The following is a 17,411-nucleotide window of genomic DNA, read 5'->3' as shown; positions in this document are numbered from 1 at the left end:
GTACTCCTTCAGTCCCGGTACGCAATTGTGGACTAGACCACGGTGTGTGTCCATGCGTTGGAGACTGTTCACAGTTGATGCGATCGCAGCGTAGCCCGCCGGAGGCGGTTGTGGGGCCCGATGCCGAGCGGCAATCTCCGACACCCCGGTCGACGGGCGGGATTTTTCCTTGATTCACCCGTTCTGACGTATTCACGTAACCTCGCACTTGTCCCCTTTTCCTGCACCCGCTCCCGGGGTGAGGGGGGCTGGTTCTGTTAGATTGGTCCCATCGGATTGGTCTAAACCACATAGACAGAACGGCAGGCCCAGCGTGGAAGTTGTCATCGTTCCGGACGCCGCCGCGGGTGGCGAGCTGATCGCCGAGGCCATGGCCCAGCTGCTCCGCCGCAAGCCGGACGCGCTGCTCGGGGTGGCCACCGGCTCGACCCCGCTGCCCATCTACCAGGCGCTCACCGCCAAGGTGCGGTCCGGTGCCGTGGACACCTCGCGGGCACGCATAGCCCAGCTCGACGAGTACGTGGGGCTGCCGGCCGAGCATCCGGAGTCGTACCGGTCGGTGCTGCGGCGCGAGGTGCTGGAGCCGCTCGGGATCGGGATGGACGCGTTCCTCGGTCCCGACGGCGCGGCCGAGGACGTGCAGGCCGCCTGCGAGGCGTACGACGGGGCGCTGGCGCGGGCAGGCGGCGTGGATCTGCAGTTGCTCGGGATCGGGACGGACGGGCACATCGGGTTCAACGAGCCGTGCTCGTCGCTGGCCTCGCGGACGCGGATCAAGACGCTCACCGAGCAGACCCGCGTCGACAACGCGCGGTTCTTCGACGGGGACATCTCGCAGGTGCCGCACCATGTGATCACCCAGGGGATCGGGACGATCCTGGAGGCGCGGCATCTGGTGCTGCTCGCGACGGGTGAGGGGAAGGCCGACGCGGTCGCGGCGACCGTGGAGGGGCCGGTCGCCGCGGTGTGTCCCGCGTCGGCGCTGCAGTTGCATCCGCATGCGACGGTGGTGGTGGACGAGGGGGCCGCCTCCAAGCTGAAGCTTGGGGACTACTTCCGGTACACGTTCGCCAACAAGCCGGCCTGGCAGGGGATCTAGCGGATTCGGCGGCCACGTGCGGTGCGTTGGCGAGTGGCCGCCCGGTGGGGGCTGGTCGCGCGGTTCCTCCCCCGGCCTTCGGCCGGGGGTCCCCCAGCGCCCCTGAGGGGCGCTCCACTCACCGGGGTGCGATCACCTCTGCCGCCGCCACCCCGCACACCCGTGCCGCGCCATGGGTCGCGATGTGCAGGGCTCCCCTGGGGGGTGCCTGGGGGACGCCCATTTCCACCACGATCGTGTCGGGGCGGGACTTGAGGAGTACGTCCAGGGCCGTGGTCATCCAGGGGTGACGGTGTTCGTCTCGGAGCACTGCCACGATCCTGCGGTCGCCTGCCGCCGACAGGGCCTCCTGGCCGGCGTGGTCGCCCGTGAAGCCGGCCGTCTCGGTGCCGGGCAGCCGGCGGGAGAGTTCCGCCGCCACTCCCCAGGGCGTCTCCGTGCCCACCGCGATGTTGGACACCGGGGTGAACACGGCCACGAAGGGGGCCGTGGTCAGGGGCGGGCAGGGGTCGACGCGCGTCACATCGAGTGCGCGGCGGGCCGCGACCAGGCCGATGTCCGTGGCCTTGTGGTCCGGGTGGGCCCGCTCCGTCGTCGCCGTCCAGCGGGCCAGTGACCGTACCCGGTCCGCCGCCTCCGCCAGGCGTTCCTCGGGGAGTTCGCCGGAGCGGACCGCCGCGACCAGGGCGTCGCGCAGACGTCGTACCGTCTCCTCGTCCGCGAGGCCGCCGCCCACGCAGATCGCGTCGGCGCCCGCGGCGATGGCCAGCACGCTGCCGTGTTCGATGCCGTACGTCGCGGAGATGGCCTGCATCTCCATGCCGTCGGTGACGATCAGGCCCTCGTAGCCGAGTTCGCCGCGCAGGAGATCGGTGAGAATCGTGCGGGAGAGCGTGGCCGGCCGGTCCGGGTCCAGCGCCGGGACCAGGATGTGCGCGCTCATCACGGCGCGGGTGCCGGCGGCGATGGCGGCACGGAAGGGGGCCAGCTCCCGGGCGTGCAGGACGTCGGCGGTCGCGTCGATGCGGGGCAGCGCGAGGTGCGAGTCGACGGCGGTGTCGCCGTGGCCCGGGAAGTGCTTGGTGCAGGCCGCCACCCCGGCCGACTGGAGGCCGGTGACATAGGCCGCCGTGTGGCGGGCCACCAGGTGCGGGTCGGCGCCGAAGGAACGGACACCGATGACCGGGTTGGCCGGGTTGGAGTTGACGTCGGCGGACGGGGCCCAGTTGAAGTTCACCCCGCAGGCCGCGAGGCGGCGGCCCAGTTCGAGGGCGACCTCCCGGGTCAGTTCCACGTCGTCGACGGCGCCGAGGGCGTGGTTGCCGGGGAAGGAGGAGCCGGTGCGCACCTCGAGTCGGGTGACGTCGCCTCCCTCCTCGTCGATCGCCACCAGGACGTCGTCCCGTTCGGCGCGCAACTGGGCGGTGAGGGCGGCGAGTTGTTCGGGCGAGGCGATGTTGCGGCCGAACAGGCCGACGGCGGCGAGGCCTTCGCCGAGCCGGCGCAGCAGCCAGTCGGGTGCGGTGGTGCCGGTGAAGCCGGGCTGGAGGACCGTCAGCGCGTCGCGCGTGAGTGTGTCCGTACCGCTGGCGAGTGTCGTCATCGGGTGGCGTTATCCCTTCACGGCGCCCGCGGTCAGGCCCGCGGCCATCTTGCGCTGGACGAGGAGGAAGAGGACGACGATCGGCACGGCCATCATGGTGGAGCCGGCCATCATCGGGGCGTATTCGGTGCCGTGCTTGGTGGTGAAGTTGGCGAGCCAGACGGTCGCCGTCTGGTGCTCCTGGCTGAGCAGCATCAGGGCGTAGATGTACTCGTTCCAGGCCTGGATGAAGGCGTAGACCGAGGTGGCGACCAGGCCGGGGGCCAGCAGCGGGAAGACCACCCGGATGAAGGCGCCGGTGCGGGAGCAGCCGTCGACCATCGCGGCCTCCTCCAGCTCCTTCGGGATGTTGACGATGAAGCCGCGCATGGTCCACACCGTGAACGGAAGGATGAAGGTCAGATAGGTGATGATCAGGCCGGTGAGCTTGTCGTACTGCCCCAGGTCGTTGAGGAGCAGGAAGACCGGGATGATCATGGCGACCAGCGGGACCATCTGGACCGCGAGGATGCCGACGATCACGACCTTGCGGCCGCGGAAGGCGAACCGGGAGATGGCCAGGGCGGCCAGCAGGCCGACGACCATGCCGATCGCCACGACGGACAGGGAGACGATCAGGCTGCGGCCCACCGGGCCCCAGAAGTCGGCGATGTCCAGCGCGCGGCGGAAGTTGGACAGGGTCAGGCCCGTGGGCAGCAGGCTCGGGTCCGGGTCGATCGCGTCCTTCGCCGGCTTGAACGCCGTGTTCAGCATCCAGTAGACCGGGAAACCGACGACGACGAAGACCAGGAGGCCGAGCAGGTTCCAGCCCAGACGGGGTCCCCTGCGGGTGGCTGCGGTGCTCATTCGACCTCTCCGATCTTCAGCATCTGGCGCATGTACACGGCGACGACACCGAGCAGGAGGAGCACGGTGAGCAGGGCGATCGCGGAGCCCTGTCCGTAGTTGTTGACCACGAAGGCGCGGTCGTAGGAGTAGGTGGTCAGCAGCTGGAACTCGGGCTCGGGGTGGCCGCCGCGCATCACGAAGACCTGCGGGAAGACACCCATGTCCCAGATGACCGACAGGGTCGTGAGCATCACGATGATCGGCTTGAGGATGGGGAGCGTGACGTAACGGAAGACGCCCCAGGCGCCCGCGCCGTCGAGGCGGGCGGCCTCCTCCAGCTCCGCCGGGACCTGGGTCAGACCGGCGCTCAGCGTGATGACCACGAAGGGCACCGCTCCCCAGACCACCAGGAGCATGATCACCGCGAGTCCCTGGGGTCCGCTGGCGAACCAGTTGTGGCCGATCAGGTCGACCCCGGGGACCTTGCTGAGCAGGGCGTTGAGGATGCCGTAGTCGGAGTCGAAGAGCCACTTGAAGAGCGTGGTGGCGACGATGACCGGCATGCCCCAGCTGGCCACCAGCACGATGTTGACCAGAGTCTTCACCCAGCCGGAGACCCGCTGCAGCAGCAGGGCGATGAGCATGCCGACGACCATGGTGAAGACCACGCTGCCGACCGCGAAGACAATCGTGCGCAGCACGACCTGCCAGAACTCGGTGTCGCCCAGCACGTCGGAGAAGTTCCCGAACCCGACCCACTCGGCCGACTTGAACCCCCACAGCTGGGACTGCCCGAACTCCTGGAAGGAGAGGGCGATCAGCCGGTAGAAGGGGTAGCCGAGCACCAGCCCGAGAATCGCCAGGCAGGGCGCGAGCAGCAGCCAGGGGACGGCGGGTCCGCCGGATCTCCGGTCGGTCCGTGGTCGTACCGGGGTGCCCGACGGTGGCGCCGGCCGCGGCGCCGGCACCTTGGCAGGTGTGGTCGTATCAGCGGCACTCATCGCGCGCTCCTCAACAGATCTGGATACGTCGGGGTGGCGCCCCTTCGGGGGCGCTGGGGGTACCCCCGGCCGAAGGCTGGGGGAGGAACTGCGCGACCAGCCCCACCCGGACCCGCAGCCGCCCCACAATCCGACGCGGCACCTTCTGAACTCACTCACCGGCCGGGCCTGACCCCCCGTCGACCAGGCCCGGCCGGATGTCGACTACTTGGTGTTGATGACCTTGTCGATCGCGGCGTCCGCGGTCTTGGCGGCCGCCTCGACCGTCTGCTTGCCGGTGCCGATGTTCTGCAGCATGGTCTGCAGGACCTGCGCCTTCTCGACCTGGCCCCAGCCCGGAGCCATCGGGACGAACCAGTTGGACTCGGCCGCGGTGGCCGGGACCGCGGTCGCCGGGTCGTTCTTCAGCGTCGCGAGGTCGGTCTTGTTGTTGGGCAGGTTGCCCTTGGCCATCAGGCCCTTCTGACCGGAGGGACCGGTGAACGCGTTGATCCACTCGGCGGCGACGCCCTGCGCCTTGGACTTCACCGGGATGGCGAGGTCGGAGCCGCCCAGGAAGACCGGCATGTTCTTGCCGGACGGGCCGGGCATCACGAAGTTGACGAGGTTGTCCTTCAGCTTGCCGCCGGTCTTGTCGTTCTTCGGGTCGGCCGCGGTGGCGCCCTCCCACGCGGCGCCGAAGATCATCGACGACTTGCCCTGGCCGTAGACGATGTACCGGTCGGACTCGTCCTTGGTCTTGTCACCGTGCATGTACTTGTCGATGACGTTCTTGAACTCGGTGAGGCCCTTGATGGACTCGGGCGAGGAGAGGTTGCCCTTCCACTGGCCGCCGGACTCCGCGGCGATGGAGCCGCCGGCGTCGTAGACGAAGGACATGGCCGCGTACCAGTCGCGGGTGGGCTGGTACCAGGCGCTGAACTTGTCGCCTTCCTTCTTCTGGATCTTGTCCAGGTCGGCGGTCAGCTCGGTGTAGGTCTTCGGCGTGGTCTTGATGCCGGCCGAGGAGGCGATGTCCTTGCGCCAGTTGGCGACGCGGCCACCGGCGTAGTACGGCACGCCGTAGGTCTTGCCGTCGTAGGTCACCGAGGCCTTGAGGCCGTCGAGCCACTGGCCGGAGTTGGTGAACTGGGAGGCCTCGACCGGAGCGAAGGCGCCCTTGACCATGTAGCCGAGCATCTCGGTGTTGCCCATCTCGACCACGTCGGGGGCCTTGTCCGTGGCGAGGACGGCGTCCAGCTTGGTGTTCTTGTCCGGCCAGCCGTAGTACTCGTGCTTGATCTTGATGCCGGGGTGCTTCTTCTGCACGGCCGCGTCGGCGGCCTTCACCAGGTCGGGCCAGTTGTTCTGGGCGTCCACGGTGAGCCAGACGGTCAGCTCCTTGGCGTCCGCCCCCTGCGCCTTGTTGTCGTCCTTCTTGTCACTGCCACACGCCGCGATGGAGACGACCATGCCCGCGATACCAATCGCGGCTATCAGCTTGCGCTTCACGCCACCCTCCTCAGGGATGCCACATACCCCCCTGCCTCCCCGCGCGAGCGTTGGGCCGGGACCTGGACCAATGGTGTAGACCAGTGCGGGAAGCTTGGCCCAGACCAGCAGGCCTGTCAAGGGTGGTCGAATGGGCTCCGACCAGCCGTTATGCGACCTACATATGCAGGAACCTTTAAGTAAGAAGCCCTCGAAAACCCGGGGCGCGGACGAGACAATTCCGGTAGACCACTCGAGTGGTGGACTAGACCAAAACAGCCCGCGGCGGTATACAGAGGGGATCACGCAGCGTGCAGGGGGAATCCCGGTACGCTGCCGTGCCACGAAGTGGCCGGATCAGGAGCCGGGAAGGCGGAGCATGAGCACCGACGTCAGCAGTGCGGAGAACGAGAGCGGGACAGCCATCCGTACCGCGCGCGTGCCCAAGTACTACCGCCTGAAGAAACATCTCCTCGAAATGACGGAGACACAGGCGCCCGGCACCCCGGTCCCGCCCGAGCGCACCCTGGCCGCCGAGTTCGACACCTCCCGCACCACCGTCCGCCAGGCCCTCCAGGAACTGGTCGTCGAGGGCCGGCTGGAACGCATCCAGGGCAAGGGCACCTTCGTGGCCAAGCCGAAGGTCTCCCAGGCACTGCAACTCACCTCCTACACGGAGGACATGCGCGCCCAGGGCCTGGAGCCGACCTCGCAGCTGCTGGACATCGGCTACATCACCGCCGACGACCGGCTCGCCGGCCTGCTCGACATAACGGCGGGCGGGCGCGTGCTGCGCATCGAGCGGCTGCGCATGGCCAACGGCGAGCCCATGGCCATAGAGACCACCCACCTGAGCGCCAAGCGCTTTCCGGCCCTGCGCCGCTCCCTGGTCAAGTACACGTCCCTCTACACCGCCCTCGCCGAGGTGTACGACGTCCATCTCGCCGAGGCCGAGGAGACCATCGAGACCTCGCTGGCCACCCCGCGCGAGGCCGGCCTGCTCGGCACCGACGTCGGCCTGCCGATGCTGATGCTCTCCCGGCACTCCCTGGACCGCGAGGGCCAGCCCGTGGAGTGGGTGCGCTCGGTGTACCGCGGCGACCGCTACAAGTTCGTGGCCCGGCTCAAGCGGCCGCAGGACTGACGAGGAGCGCCCTTCACAGAATCGACATGCCGATAGCCGAACAGCTACTTCCGCTCCGGTGACGCCGTGACCTAGATTGCCTGCGCATTACACAGGCGAACGGTGAGGGGACGGAGCCGCGGAATGTCGGATGTACCTGAAGTGAGGCAGCCGGTGGTGACACCGATACGCGTGGTCATCACCGTCTGCCTCGTCGCGCCCTTCGTGGCGATGCTGTGGGTGGGCTCCTACGCCAAGACGGACCCGACGTTCATCGGGATCCCGTTCTTCTACTGGTACCAGATGCTGTGGGTGCTGATATCCACCGTGCTCACGATGACCGCGTACCAGCTGTGGCAGCGTGACCAGCGCGCCCGCAAGTCCGAGAGCACGAGCGGGGGTGCGCAGAAGTGAAGGACGGTGTGAACGGCGTCGCGCTCGGCGTCTTCATCTTCTTCTTCCTGGCCGTCACGGTCATGGGTTTCCTGGCCGCGCGCTGGCGCAAGGCCGAGAACGAGCACTCCCTCGACGAATGGGGCCTGGGCGGCCGGTCGTTCGGCACCTGGGTCACCTGGTTCCTGCTCGGCGGCGACCTGTACACGGCGTACACCTTCGTCGCCGTACCGGCGGCGATCTACGCGGCGGGCGCGGCCGGCTTCTTCGCGGTGCCGTACACGATCCTCGTCTACCCGCTGATCTTCACGTTCCTGCCCCGCCTGTGGTCGGTCTCCCACAAGCACGGCTACGTGACGACCTCGGACTTCGTGCGCGGGCGCTTCGGCTCCAAGGGGCTCTCCCTCGCCGTCGCCCTGACCGGCATCCTGGCGACGATGCCCTACATCGCGCTCCAGCTCGTCGGCATCCAGGCCGTCCTCGACGTCATGGGCGTCGGCGGCGGCGACGGCACCAACTGGTTCGTGAAGGACCTCCCGCTGCTCATCGCCTTCGGCGTGCTGGCGGCGTACACCTACTCCTCGGGGCTGCGGGCGCCCGCGCTCATCGCGTTCGTGAAGGACGGGCTGATCTACCTCGTCATCGCGGTGGCGATCATCTACATCCCGATCAAGCTGGGCGGCTTCGACGACATCTTCGCCAAGGCGGGCCACGCGTTCGCGCAGGTCAACCCGGCCACCGGCAAACCACGCGGCGCACTGACACCGCCCGAGGCCGGTCAGTGGACCTACGCCACCCTGGCCCTGGGCTCCGCGCTGGCGCTGTTCATGTACCCGCACTCGATCACCGCGACGCTCTCCTCCCGCAGCCGTGACGTGATCCGCCGCAACACCACGATCCTGCCGCTGTACTCCCTGATGCTGGGCCTGCTCGCGCTGCTCGGCTTCATGGCCATCGCGGCCGGTGTCAAGGTCACCAACGGCCAGCTGGCGATCCCCCAGCTGTTCGAGAACATGTTCCCGGACTGGTTCGCGGGCGTGGCCTTCGCGGCGATCGGCATCGGCGCCCTGGTCCCGGCGGCCATCATGTCCATCGCGGCCGCGAACCTCTTCACCCGCAACATCTACCGGGACTTCATCAAGCCGGACGCCACACCCAAGCAGGAGGCCCAGGTCTCCAAGCTGGTGTCGCTGCTGGTGAAGGTCGGCGCGCTGGTCTTCGTCCTCACCATGGACAAGACGGTCGCCATCAACTTCCAGCTGCTGGGCGGCATCTGGATCCTGCAGACCTTCCCGGCCCTGGTGGGCGGCCTGTTCACCCGCTGGTTCCACCGCTGGGCCCTGCTGGCGGGCTGGGCGGTCGGCATGGTCTACGGCACGGCCGCGGCGTACGGCGTGGCCTCCCCCACCCAGAAGCACTTCGGCGGCTCGGCCAAGGAGATCCCGGGCATCGGCGAGATCGGCTACATCGGCCTCACGGCGTTCGTGATGAACGTGGTGGTGACCGTGGTCATGACGTTCGTGCTGAAGGCCCTGAAGGCCCCCGAGGGCATCGACGAGACCAAGGCGGAGGATTACACGGCGGACGCGGGCGACCCGGGAGTGGAAGCCGAACTCCCGCCGGCCGTCGCGGAGGGCGCCCACTAGAGCGCGCCCCGTCAGGGGCGCGGGGAACTGCGCGACCAGCCACGAACAACCCGCAGCGGGCCACCGAGAATTCCCACCCTCGGCGGCCCGCTGTCGTACACACTCCTCCGCATGACGATCCACATCCGCGAAGCGCAACCCACCGAATACGACATCCTCGGCGAGACAACCGCCCAGGCCTACCTCCAGGACGGCCTCCTGGACTTCGGCGAGAGCGACGCGTATCTCACCGAACTCAAGGACGTCGCGAAACGGGCAGCCGCGGCCACCGTTCTCGTCGCCGTGAACGGCAACGCCCTCCTCGGCGGAGTCACGTTCGTCCCCGGCCCCGGTCCGATGGCCGACCTCGCCGCCCCCGGGGAGGCCGAGATCCGGATGCTCGCCGTCGACCGGGCCGCCCGCGGCCATGGCGCCGGCGAGGCCCTCGTCCGCGCCTGCGTCGACCGCGCACGCGCCCTCGACGGCTGCGAGAGGGTCGTGCTGTCGACGCAGCGCACCATGGAATCCGCCCACCGGATCTACCGACGCCTCGGCTTCGTCCGCACACCCGAGCGGGACTGGAATCCCTTGCCGCAGCTGGACGACATCACTCTCCTCACCTATGAGTTGACGCTGCGAGACCGTTCGCGACACAACATGTGGGGGTGACGCGACAGCACGGCACTAGATGTATGCTCATGCTCGCTGTCGCCGCAGGGGAATCCGGTGCGAATCCGGAACTGTCCCGCAACGGTGTACTTGCGCACATCTGTGCACAGGAGTCAGTCCGAGGACCTGCCGACAGCACGCCCGGCCGTCCGGCCCGGGTGTTCTGACGTCCGGGTCTCGTGGAGTGGGCCGGGGACGCGACACGCGTGCGTGCGCTCGTGTGCTGCCTCCTGCCCTCCGCCAGGCCCCGTGCCGAGCGAGGGAGAGCCCCACGTGACCATCGCGCCAGCCGAACCGGCTTCAGCGACCATCTCTGTGGACGAGGACGGTCCCGGCACCGCGTTGCTGCGGACCCTGACCGGGCTGACCGCCGACCTCCCCGACGCCGACCCCGGCCGGGTCGCCGCCGCCGCGCTGCGCGGCCGGTCCGCGCGGGCCGACGAGTCGGAGTTGCGCGAGCTGGCCACCGAGGCGGCCGCCGGGCTCATCTCCGAGGACCCCGCCTACTCCCGGCTCGCCGCCCGGCTGCTGACGATCTCGATCCGTGCCGAGGCCGCCTCGCAGGGCGTGACGTCCTTCACCGAGTCCGTCGCCGTCGGCCACCGCGAGGGCCTTGTCGCCGACCGCACCGCCGAGTTCGCGCGCCTGCACGCGGCCCGCCTGGACGCCCTGGTCGACCCGGCCGCCGACGACCGCTTCGGCTACTTCGGCCTGCGCACCCTGCACAGCCGTTACCTGCTCCGGCACCCGATCACCCGCAAGGTCATCGAGACCCCCCAGCACTTCCTGCTCCGGGTCGCCGCGGGTCTCGCCGAGGACGACACCGTTCGCGCCCTGGACGAAGTCGCCGCGCTCTACGGGCTCATGAGCCGCCTCGACTACCTCCCCTCCTCTCCCACCCTCTTCAACTCCGGCACCCGGCACCCCCAGATGTCGTCCTGCTATCTCCTCGACTCCCCGAAGGACGAGCTGGACTCCATCTACGACCGGTACCACCAGGTGGCCCGGCTCTCCAAGCACGCCGGTGGCATCGGTCTCTCGTACTCCCGGATCCGCTCCCGCGGGTCGCTGATCCGCGGCACCAACGGGCACTCCAACGGCATCGTGCCGTTCCTCAAGACGCTCGACGCCTCGGTCGCCGCGGTGAACCAGGGCGGCCGGCGCAAGGGCGCGGCCGCGGTCTACCTGGAGACCTGGCACTCCGACATCGAGGAGTTCCTGGAGCTGCGCGACAACACCGGTGAGGACGCCCGGCGTACGCACAACCTGAACCTCGCGCACTGGGTCCCGGACGAGTTCATGCGCCGGGTGAACGCCGACGAGCAGTGGTCCCTGTTCTCCCCGGCCGACGTGCCGGAGCTGGTGGACCTGTGGGGCGACGAGTTCGACGCGGCCTACCGCAAGGCCGAGGCCGAGGGGCTCGCGCGCAAGACCATCGCGGCCCGTGACCTGTACGGCCGGATGATGCGCACCCTCGCGCAGACCGGCAACGGCTGGATGACCTTCAAGGACGCGGCCAACCGGACCGCGAACCAGACGGCCACCCCCGGCCATGTCGTCCACTCCTCCAACCTCTGCACGGAGATCCTGGAGGTCACGGACGACGGCGAGACGGCGGTCTGCAACCTGGGCTCCGTGAACCTCGGGGCGTTCGTGGACACGGCGAGCGGTGACATCGACTGGGAGCGGCTGGACGAGACCGTCCGCACCGCGGTCACCTTCCTCGACCGGGTCGTCGACATCAACTTCTACCCGACCGAGCAGGCGGGCCGTTCCAACGCCAAGTGGCGTCCCGTGGGCCTCGGTGCCATGGGTCTCCAGGACGTCCTCTTCAAGCTGCGGCTGCCCTTCGACTCCGCTGAGGCCAAGGCGCTCTCCACCCGGATCGCCGAGCGGATCATGCTCGCCGCCTACGAGGCCTCCGCCGACCTCGCCGAGCGCGGCGGCCCGCTGCCGGCCTGGGAGAAGACCCGTACGGCACAGGGTGTACTGCACCCCGACCACTACGGCGTCGAGTTCACCTGGCCGGAGCGCTGGGCGGCGCTGCGCGCGCGGATCGCGACGACCGGCCTGCGCAACAGCCTGCTGCTCGCCATCGCGCCCACCGCCACCATCGCGTCGATCGCCGGTGTCTACGAGTGCATCGAGCCGCAGGTCTCGAACCTCTTCAAGCGCGAGACGCTGTCCGGTGAGTTCCTCCAGGTCAACTCCTACCTGGTGCAGGAGCTCAAGGACCTCGGTGTCTGGGACGCCCGCACCCGGGAGGCGCTGCGCGACGCCAACGGCTCGGTGCAGGACTTCGCGTGGATCCCGGCGGACGTACGGGCGCTGTACCGCACGGCGTGGGAGATCCCGCAGCGCGGCCTGATCGACATGGCCGCGGCCCGCACCCCGTACCTGGACCAGGCCCAGTCCCTGAACCTGTTCCTGGAGACGCCGACCATCGGCAAGCTCTCCTCGATGTACGCGTACGCCTGGAAGTCGGGCCTGAAGACGACGTACTACCTGCGCTCGCGCCCGGCGACCCGGATCGCCCGCGCCGCGCAGGCCCAACCCACCGTTCCCGCCCAGCAGACGGCCCCCGAAGACGCGGTCGCCTGCTCCCTGGAAAACCCCGAGTCCTGCGAGGCCTGCCAGTAATGACCGCCCAGAACAAGGCTGTGACATCGAAAAACCTGCTCGACCCGGGCTTCGAGCTGACTCTCCGCCCGATGCGCTACCCGGACTTCTACGAGCGCTACCGGGACGCCATCAAGAACACCTGGACCGTCGAGGAGGTGGACCTCCACTCGGACGTCGCCGACCTCGCCAAGCTCAGCCCCTCCGAGCAGCACCTGATCGGCCGCCTCGTCGCCTTCTTCGCGACGGGTGACTCGATCGTGGCGAACAACCTGGTGCTGACGCTGTACAAGCACATCAACTCCCCCGAGGCGCGCCTCTACCTGAGCCGCCAGCTGTTCGAGGAGGCCGTGCACGTCCAGTTCTATCTGACGCTGCTGGACACCTATCTCCCCGACCCGGAGGACCGCACGGCCGCGTTCGCCGCGGTGGAGAACATCCCGTCCATCCGGGAGAAGGCCGAGTTCTGCTTCAAGTGGATGGACTCGGTGGAGAACCTGGACCGGCTGGAGTCCAAGGCCGACCGGCGCCGCTTCCTGCTCAACCTGATCTGCTTCGCCGCGTGCATCGAGGGCCTGTTCTTCTACGGCGCCTTCGCGTACGTCTACTGGTTCCGCAGCCGGGGTCTGCTGCACGGTCTCGCCACGGGCACCAACTGGGTGTTCCGTGACGAGACGATGCACATGAGCTTCGCGTTCGACGTGGTCGACACGGTCCGCAAGGAGGAGCCGGAGCTCTTCGACGACGAACTTGAGCAGCAGGTCACCGACATGCTGCGGGAGGCCGTCGAGGCGGAGCTGCAGTTCGCCCGTGACCTGTGCGGTGACGGCCTGCCCGGCATGAACACCGACTCGATGCGCCAGTACCTGGAGTGCGTCGCCGACCAGCGGCTCGGCCGCCTCGGCTTCGCTCCGGTGTACGGCTCGGAGAACCCGTTCTCCTTCATGGAGCTGCAGGGCGTTCAGGAGCTGACGAACTTCTTCGAGCGGCGCCCGTCCGCGTACCAGGTCGCGGTGGAGGGCACCGTCGACCTGGACGAGGACTTCTGAACCCGCTGAACCTTCTGGGTCTGCCACTCCCCGCGGTCCTCGTGGGCCTCCCTGATCTGCCGGTCGATGCGCCTGTCGCGCAGGACGCCGAGCACGGACGGGAGGGCCATGAGGACCAGGATGCCGAGGACCAGGACCATTCCGACGAGACCTTCGATCTGGTTTCCGTTCATGAACACCACTGTCGCGCCAAATGCTCCTTACCGTCAGTGGCAGCACTGCCACACACCCTCGAATTACTGCCAGGGGCGAGGCATACTGGCAGCATGCTGACGAACGTGGCCGCGGTGCTCCTGGACGGTGTGCACCCCTTCGATCTCGGGGTGGTCTGCGAGGTCTTCGGCCTCGACCGCTCCGACGAGGGGCTGCCGGTGTACGACTTCGCGGTGGTCTCGGCGGAGGGGCCGTCGCTCGGCACCCATGTGCCGGGCCTCACCGTCTCCACGCCGTACGGTCTGGACCGGCTGGAGGAGGCCGATCTGATCGCGGTGCCGGCCTCGGACTCCAATGTCGAGCGGAGCTACCCGCCCGAGCTGCTCGACGCGCTGCGCCGGGCGGTGGACCGGGGCGCCCGGGTGCTCAGCGTGTGTTCTGGCGTCTTCGTCCTTGGCGCCGCCGGACTGCTGGACGGGCGCCGGTGCGCCGTGCACTGGCGGCACGCTCAGCTGCTGGCCCGCCGTTTCCCGCACACCCGGGTCGAGCCGGACGTGCTGTACGTCGACGAGGACCCCGTGATCACCTCGGCCGGCACCGCGGCCGGTATCGACGCCTGTCTGCACATCGTCCGCAAGGAACAGGGCCCCGAGATCGCGAAGAAGATCGCCCGACGGATGGTGGTGCCCCCGCACCGGGACGGCGGCCAGGCCCAGTACATCGAGCGCCCGCTGCCGCAGGGCCCCTGCGACACGGTCGGCGAGGTGCTGGCCTGGATGGCGGAGCATCTCGACGAGGAGGTCACCGTCGAGCAGCTGGCCGCCCGCGCGCTGATGGCCCCGCGCACCTTCGCCCGCCGCTTCCAGCAGGAGACCGGCACCACGCCGTACCGCTGGATGCTGCGGCAACGGGTGCTGCTGGCCCAGGAGTTGCTGGAGGGGACCGACGAGACGATGGACGCCGTCGCGGGCCGCACCGGCTTCGGTACGGCGGCCGCGCTGCGGCACCAGTTCGTGAAGGAGCTGGGCACCACGCCGCACGCCTACCGGCGCGCGTTCCGGGGACCGGAGGCCGCCTGAACGCCTACCGGCGCGCGTTCCGGGGCCCGCAGGCCGCCTGAGCGCGCGCCGGTATCAGGAGTCATCCGCCGGTCGGCCGGTCACCAGGGCACGGGCGTGAGCAGCAGCCGCTGCGGCCGCAGGGTGATGCCCACCCGGGTGGCGTCATCGGACCCGGGGACCTGTTCGAAGCGGTACCTGGCGCACAACGCCGCAGTGATCAGGCTGAGTTGGGTCATGGAGAAGTGGTCGCTGGGGCACTTGCGGTTGCCGACACTGAAGGGGCTCATGGCGTACTTCGGCACTTCCCGGGCCCGCTCCGGAAGCCAGCGGTCCGGGTCGAAGTCGAGGTGCGCGTCGTACGAGTCGGCGTCGCGCTGGATGGCGTAGGGGCTGTAGACGATGTCGGCCCCCGCCGGAATGCGATAGCCGCCGAGCTCGGTGTCGGCCTTGGCACGCCGCGTCAATATCCATACGGCCGGCCGCAAACGCATCGCCTCGACGACGACATTGTTGGTGTGTGTGAGCTGCCGAACGTGCTCGAATCCAACCGGTCGACCTCCTGTCACGGATTCGACCTCGGCCCGTACCTTCTCGGCGTGTTCCGGGTGTTCGGCGAGGACCTGGAGCAGCCACATGATCGTGGAAGCGACAGTTTCGCTACCGGGGGTGAGTATCGCGACGACCTGGTCGTGGATCTCCTGTTCCCCGATCGGCTCGCCATTCTCGTCCTTCGCCGCCAGCAATGCTGTCAGCAAATCGTCCGGCTTTTGACCAGATGCCCGGCGCTCGGCGACGATCTCGTCGACGAGGAGATGCAAATCGGCCAGCGCCCGGTTGAATTCGCGGTTGGCCGGCAACGGCAGCCGGTACAGCGGGCCGAGTGGTACGACCATCCGCCGGTACATACCGCGGAAGACGCTCGCGAGGTCGACGCTCAGCCGCTCCGCGCGCTCGTCCATGTACTCGCCGCGCAGCAGGCAGCGGGCGGCGATGCGAACCGCGACCCGGAAGGACTCCGAGGTGCAGTCGACGGTGGAGCCGGGCTGCCAGCGCTCGGTCAGCGCGTGCGCCTCCTCCTCCATGATCGGCCCGTAGTCGGGGATCGCGGAGAGGTTGAACGCGGGCTGGATGGTGCGGCGCTGCCGGCGGTGGCGCGGGCCGTTGGCGGTGGCCACGCCCTCCTTGCCGAGCAGTCCCTCCAGGGACTCCCAGAGCGGGCCGGCGATGATGAAGTCCGGGTTGAGGGCGAGGGCCCCGGTGAGCGCCGGGGTGGTGACGGCGTACACCTCCTTGGGGCCGAGGCGCAGGCGCACCATGTCGCCGTCGGCGCGCAGCCGGGACATGAAGGCCAGCGGGTCACGGACCAGCTGCCAGCCGTGGCCGAGCATCGGCACACGACCGCCGGCCAGGGGAGGTTCGCGCAGTTCACCGTGTTCGGAAGCCTCCGCGGTCGCGGGCTTCACGGACTCGACGGTCATTTCTCACCTGCCGCTTCGTTGTTGACGTACGGGGGCGTGGACCGGTCGTCCCAGCTGTCGACCATGTATCGGCCGGATTCGTGGTGGAACCAGTAGACGGAACTGAACCAGTTCCGCATATTGGCGACACAGGCCAGGACCGCGGCACCGAGTTCTTTTCCGCGCACGGTGCCGTCGTCGAGCTGTTCGGCGAATCGATGAGCGGTCCGCTCGGCGACCAGGAATTCGCTGATGCATTCCTCGACGCGTCGCCCGACTTCTTCGACCGCCTTTTCCAGGCTCATTCCCTCGTGGGTGACGAAACTGATTCCAAGATTGTGCACCTCATCGCCCGCTATTTCCTTCGGCAACGAGCAGAGGTCGTTGTACCAGGCCGCGAATTCCTGGCTCAGCAGCGCCGGACGACGGTATGCGGGATTCTTGCGCACGGCGTCCGGGAGTTCGATCCCGGCGCTCGGCTCAAGGAGGTCCGTCCATATCCAGTGGGCGAAGGTGAGGCGCCGCAGGGCAAGGTATTCCTCGACCTCCGGGATGTATCCCGTGGTGCGGTTGCGGTACTCGCGGTCGTAGGCCTCGATCACCTCGTGGAAGTGCCGGGCGAACCGCTGGTTCCAGGTCCCCGGCAGGAACGAGTACAGCCGGGCGACACTGTCCGCGAACCCCGCGACCAGGGTGTCCGGGTGGTGCAGATGGTGCAGCGGGGCATCGAGGGCCGTGTGCAAACGGAACCTCAGCCGCCGCCAGTCGGCCGCCCGGCCGTGCACGACGTCACGGTCGTGCCGGTCGTCCCAGACGAAGAACCAGGCGCTGTAGTCGCATATCGCCTGGATCACCTCGTCGGACGCGCCCAGGTAGTACCCGGCCATCAGGTCGGTGTAGCAAAGGCCATCGGCATATTCCTGCACCTTGTCCGCCGGCATCAGCCGCTTTTCCAGCAGCCAGAGGCGGGTCTTCTCCTGGAGCTGTGGCCAATACGGATGCAGTTGCCGAGGAAACTCGGCCTCGATCACGGACAGGGCGAGTTGTGGTGGAACCGCGATCGCCGTCGGCGTCGATGTGGTGCTGTGTGAGAAAGCGTGCACGAACATACCCCTCTCAGCCGCCAGGTGCGCACACCCCTCCCGCTGTGCCGGGCGTGCGCCGTTGCGTATCCCCGCACTTCCCATTCAGCACCACAACTGACCGGTCTGGGAACGGATTTGCTCCATTCACTACCCCACGATGCCTCGAATCTCCCCTT

At 68.6% G+C, this 17,411-nt stretch carries 15 protein-coding genes and 1 riboswitch; of the genes, 8 read left to right on the top strand and 7 right to left on the bottom strand.

Translation table 11 applies throughout. The annotated features are described in order from the left end of the window. Window positions 1–313: 313 nt before the first annotated feature. Entirely contained in the window at window positions 314–1,099 is a 786-nt protein-coding gene (nagB, locus tag ABZ642_RS04630; protein ID WP_360476995.1) for a glucosamine-6-phosphate deaminase, read from the top strand. A gap of 118 nt (window positions 1,100–1,217) precedes the next feature. Here nagB and ABZ642_RS04625 read toward each other — a convergent pair whose 3' ends face one another. From ABZ642_RS04625 to ABZ642_RS04610, 4 genes are all read right to left on the bottom strand, one after another. After that, the gene (locus tag ABZ642_RS04625) at window positions 1,218–2,702 is read right to left on the bottom strand and encodes a glycoside hydrolase family 3 protein (protein ID WP_360476992.1); all 1,485 of its coding nucleotides are present in this window, start codon (window positions 2,700–2,702) and stop codon (window positions 1,218–1,220) included. Between the two features lie 9 nt (window positions 2,703–2,711). Beyond that, window positions 2,712–3,548 (bottom strand): carbohydrate ABC transporter permease, encoded by an 837-nt coding sequence (locus ABZ642_RS04620; RefSeq protein ID WP_360476989.1) that lies wholly within the window; start codon window positions 3,546–3,548, stop codon window positions 2,712–2,714. Continuing rightward, entirely contained in the window at window positions 3,545–4,531 is a 987-nt protein-coding gene (locus tag ABZ642_RS04615; RefSeq protein WP_360476986.1) for a sugar ABC transporter permease, read from the bottom strand. The genes ABZ642_RS04620 and ABZ642_RS04615 overlap by 4 nt, the downstream gene beginning before the upstream one ends. Before the next feature lie 204 nt (window positions 4,532–4,735). Then, the gene (locus tag ABZ642_RS04610; RefSeq protein WP_360476983.1) at window positions 4,736–6,022 is read right to left on the bottom strand and encodes an extracellular solute-binding protein; all 1,287 of its coding nucleotides are present in this window, start codon (window positions 6,020–6,022) and stop codon (window positions 4,736–4,738) included. Window positions 6,023–6,380: 358 nt separating this feature from the next. On the opposite strand from ABZ642_RS04610, the gene ABZ642_RS04605 reads away from it, so the two are divergent. The 6 genes from ABZ642_RS04605 (at window position 6,381) to ABZ642_RS04580 (ending at window position 13,479) form a co-directional block, all read left to right on the top strand. After that, the gene (locus ABZ642_RS04605) at window positions 6,381–7,145 is read left to right on the top strand and encodes a GntR family transcriptional regulator (RefSeq protein ID WP_360476980.1); all 765 of its coding nucleotides are present in this window, start codon (window positions 6,381–6,383) and stop codon (window positions 7,143–7,145) included. A 123-nt stretch (window positions 7,146–7,268) separates the two neighbouring features. Then, window positions 7,269–7,538, top strand: a complete 270-nt coding sequence (locus tag ABZ642_RS04600) for a DUF3311 domain-containing protein (protein WP_360476977.1) — start codon at window positions 7,269–7,271, stop codon at window positions 7,536–7,538. Further along, complete coding sequence (gene mctP / locus ABZ642_RS04595; protein WP_360476974.1) at window positions 7,535–9,163, top strand: monocarboxylate uptake permease MctP; 1,629 nt, start codon at window positions 7,535–7,537, stop codon at window positions 9,161–9,163. Before ABZ642_RS04600 ends, mctP begins: the two co-directional genes overlap by 4 nt. 111 nt (window positions 9,164–9,274) lie before the next feature. Then, window positions 9,275–9,811, top strand: coding sequence for a GNAT family N-acetyltransferase (locus tag ABZ642_RS04590; RefSeq protein ID WP_360476972.1), 537 nt, complete (start codon window positions 9,275–9,277; stop codon window positions 9,809–9,811). 48 nt (window positions 9,812–9,859) lie between these two features. Continuing rightward, window positions 9,860–9,938: riboswitch (cobalamin riboswitch) on the top strand. 146 nt (window positions 9,939–10,084) lie between these two features. Continuing rightward, on the top strand, window positions 10,085–12,451 hold the full coding sequence (locus ABZ642_RS04585; RefSeq protein WP_360476969.1) for a ribonucleoside-diphosphate reductase subunit alpha: 2,367 nt from the start codon (window positions 10,085–10,087) through the stop codon (window positions 12,449–12,451). Then, window positions 12,451–13,479 carry a ribonucleotide-diphosphate reductase subunit beta gene (locus ABZ642_RS04580; protein WP_360476966.1) on the top strand — a complete coding sequence of 343 codons (1,029 nt, stop codon included), beginning with the start codon at window positions 12,451–12,453 and terminating at the stop codon, window positions 13,477–13,479. Before ABZ642_RS04585 ends, ABZ642_RS04580 begins: the two co-directional genes overlap by 1 nt. On the opposite strand, the gene ABZ642_RS04575 is transcribed toward ABZ642_RS04580, so the two are convergent. Further along, window positions 13,392–13,652, bottom strand: coding sequence for a hypothetical protein (locus ABZ642_RS04575; RefSeq protein WP_360476963.1), 261 nt, complete (start codon window positions 13,650–13,652; stop codon window positions 13,392–13,394). The genes ABZ642_RS04580 and ABZ642_RS04575 overlap by 88 nt on opposite strands. 93 nt (window positions 13,653–13,745) lie before the next feature. Between ABZ642_RS04575 and ABZ642_RS04570 the strand changes: the two genes are divergently transcribed. Continuing rightward, window positions 13,746–14,711 (top strand): helix-turn-helix domain-containing protein, encoded by a 966-nt coding sequence (locus ABZ642_RS04570; protein ID WP_360476960.1) that lies wholly within the window; start codon window positions 13,746–13,748, stop codon window positions 14,709–14,711. An 80-nt stretch (window positions 14,712–14,791) separates the two neighbouring features. Here the strand turns inward: ABZ642_RS04570 and ABZ642_RS04565 are convergent, their stop codons facing one another. Together ABZ642_RS04565 and cyc1 are read right to left on the bottom strand one after the other, a co-directional pair. Next, window positions 14,792–16,171, bottom strand: coding sequence for a cytochrome P450 (locus ABZ642_RS04565; protein WP_360476957.1), 1,380 nt, complete (start codon window positions 16,169–16,171; stop codon window positions 14,792–14,794). Next, window positions 16,168–17,253 (bottom strand): epi-isozizaene synthase, encoded by a 1,086-nt coding sequence (cyc1, locus tag ABZ642_RS04560; protein WP_360477609.1) that lies wholly within the window; start codon window positions 17,251–17,253, stop codon window positions 16,168–16,170. The genes ABZ642_RS04565 and cyc1 overlap by 4 nt, the downstream gene beginning before the upstream one ends. Between the last annotated feature and the right edge of the window lie 158 nt (window positions 17,254–17,411).

It is taken from the genome of Streptomyces sp. NPDC007157, assembly GCF_040634235.1.
Lineage (GTDB): Bacteria > Actinomycetota > Actinomycetes > Streptomycetales > Streptomycetaceae > Streptomyces.
This window is presented reverse-complemented; position numbering and strand designations above follow the sequence as displayed.

Coding starts and splice junctions, on each gene's coding strand:
- ABZ642_RS04625 (WP_360476992.1), bottom strand. CDS start 2,702: ATGACGACACTCGCCAGCGGTACGGACACACTCACGCGCGACGCGCTG.
- ABZ642_RS04620 (WP_360476989.1), bottom strand. CDS start 3,548: ATGAGCACCGCAGCCACCCGCAGGGGACCCCGTCTGGGCTGGAACCTG.
- ABZ642_RS04615 (WP_360476986.1), bottom strand. CDS start 4,531: ATGAGTGCCGCTGATACGACCACACCTGCCAAGGTGCCGGCGCCGCGG.
- ABZ642_RS04605 (WP_360476980.1), top strand. CDS start 6,381: ATGAGCACCGACGTCAGCAGTGCGGAGAACGAGAGCGGGACAGCCATC.
- ABZ642_RS04600 (WP_360476977.1), top strand. CDS start 7,269: ATGTCGGATGTACCTGAAGTGAGGCAGCCGGTGGTGACACCGATACGC.
- ABZ642_RS04590 (WP_360476972.1), top strand. CDS start 9,275: ATGACGATCCACATCCGCGAAGCGCAACCCACCGAATACGACATCCTC.
- ABZ642_RS04580 (WP_360476966.1), top strand. CDS start 12,451: ATGACCGCCCAGAACAAGGCTGTGACATCGAAAAACCTGCTCGACCCG.
- ABZ642_RS04575 (WP_360476963.1), bottom strand. CDS start 13,652: ATGAACGGAAACCAGATCGAAGGTCTCGTCGGAATGGTCCTGGTCCTC.
- ABZ642_RS04570 (WP_360476960.1), top strand. CDS start 13,746: ATGCTGACGAACGTGGCCGCGGTGCTCCTGGACGGTGTGCACCCCTTC.
- ABZ642_RS04565 (WP_360476957.1), bottom strand. CDS start 16,171: ATGACCGTCGAGTCCGTGAAGCCCGCGACCGCGGAGGCTTCCGAACAC.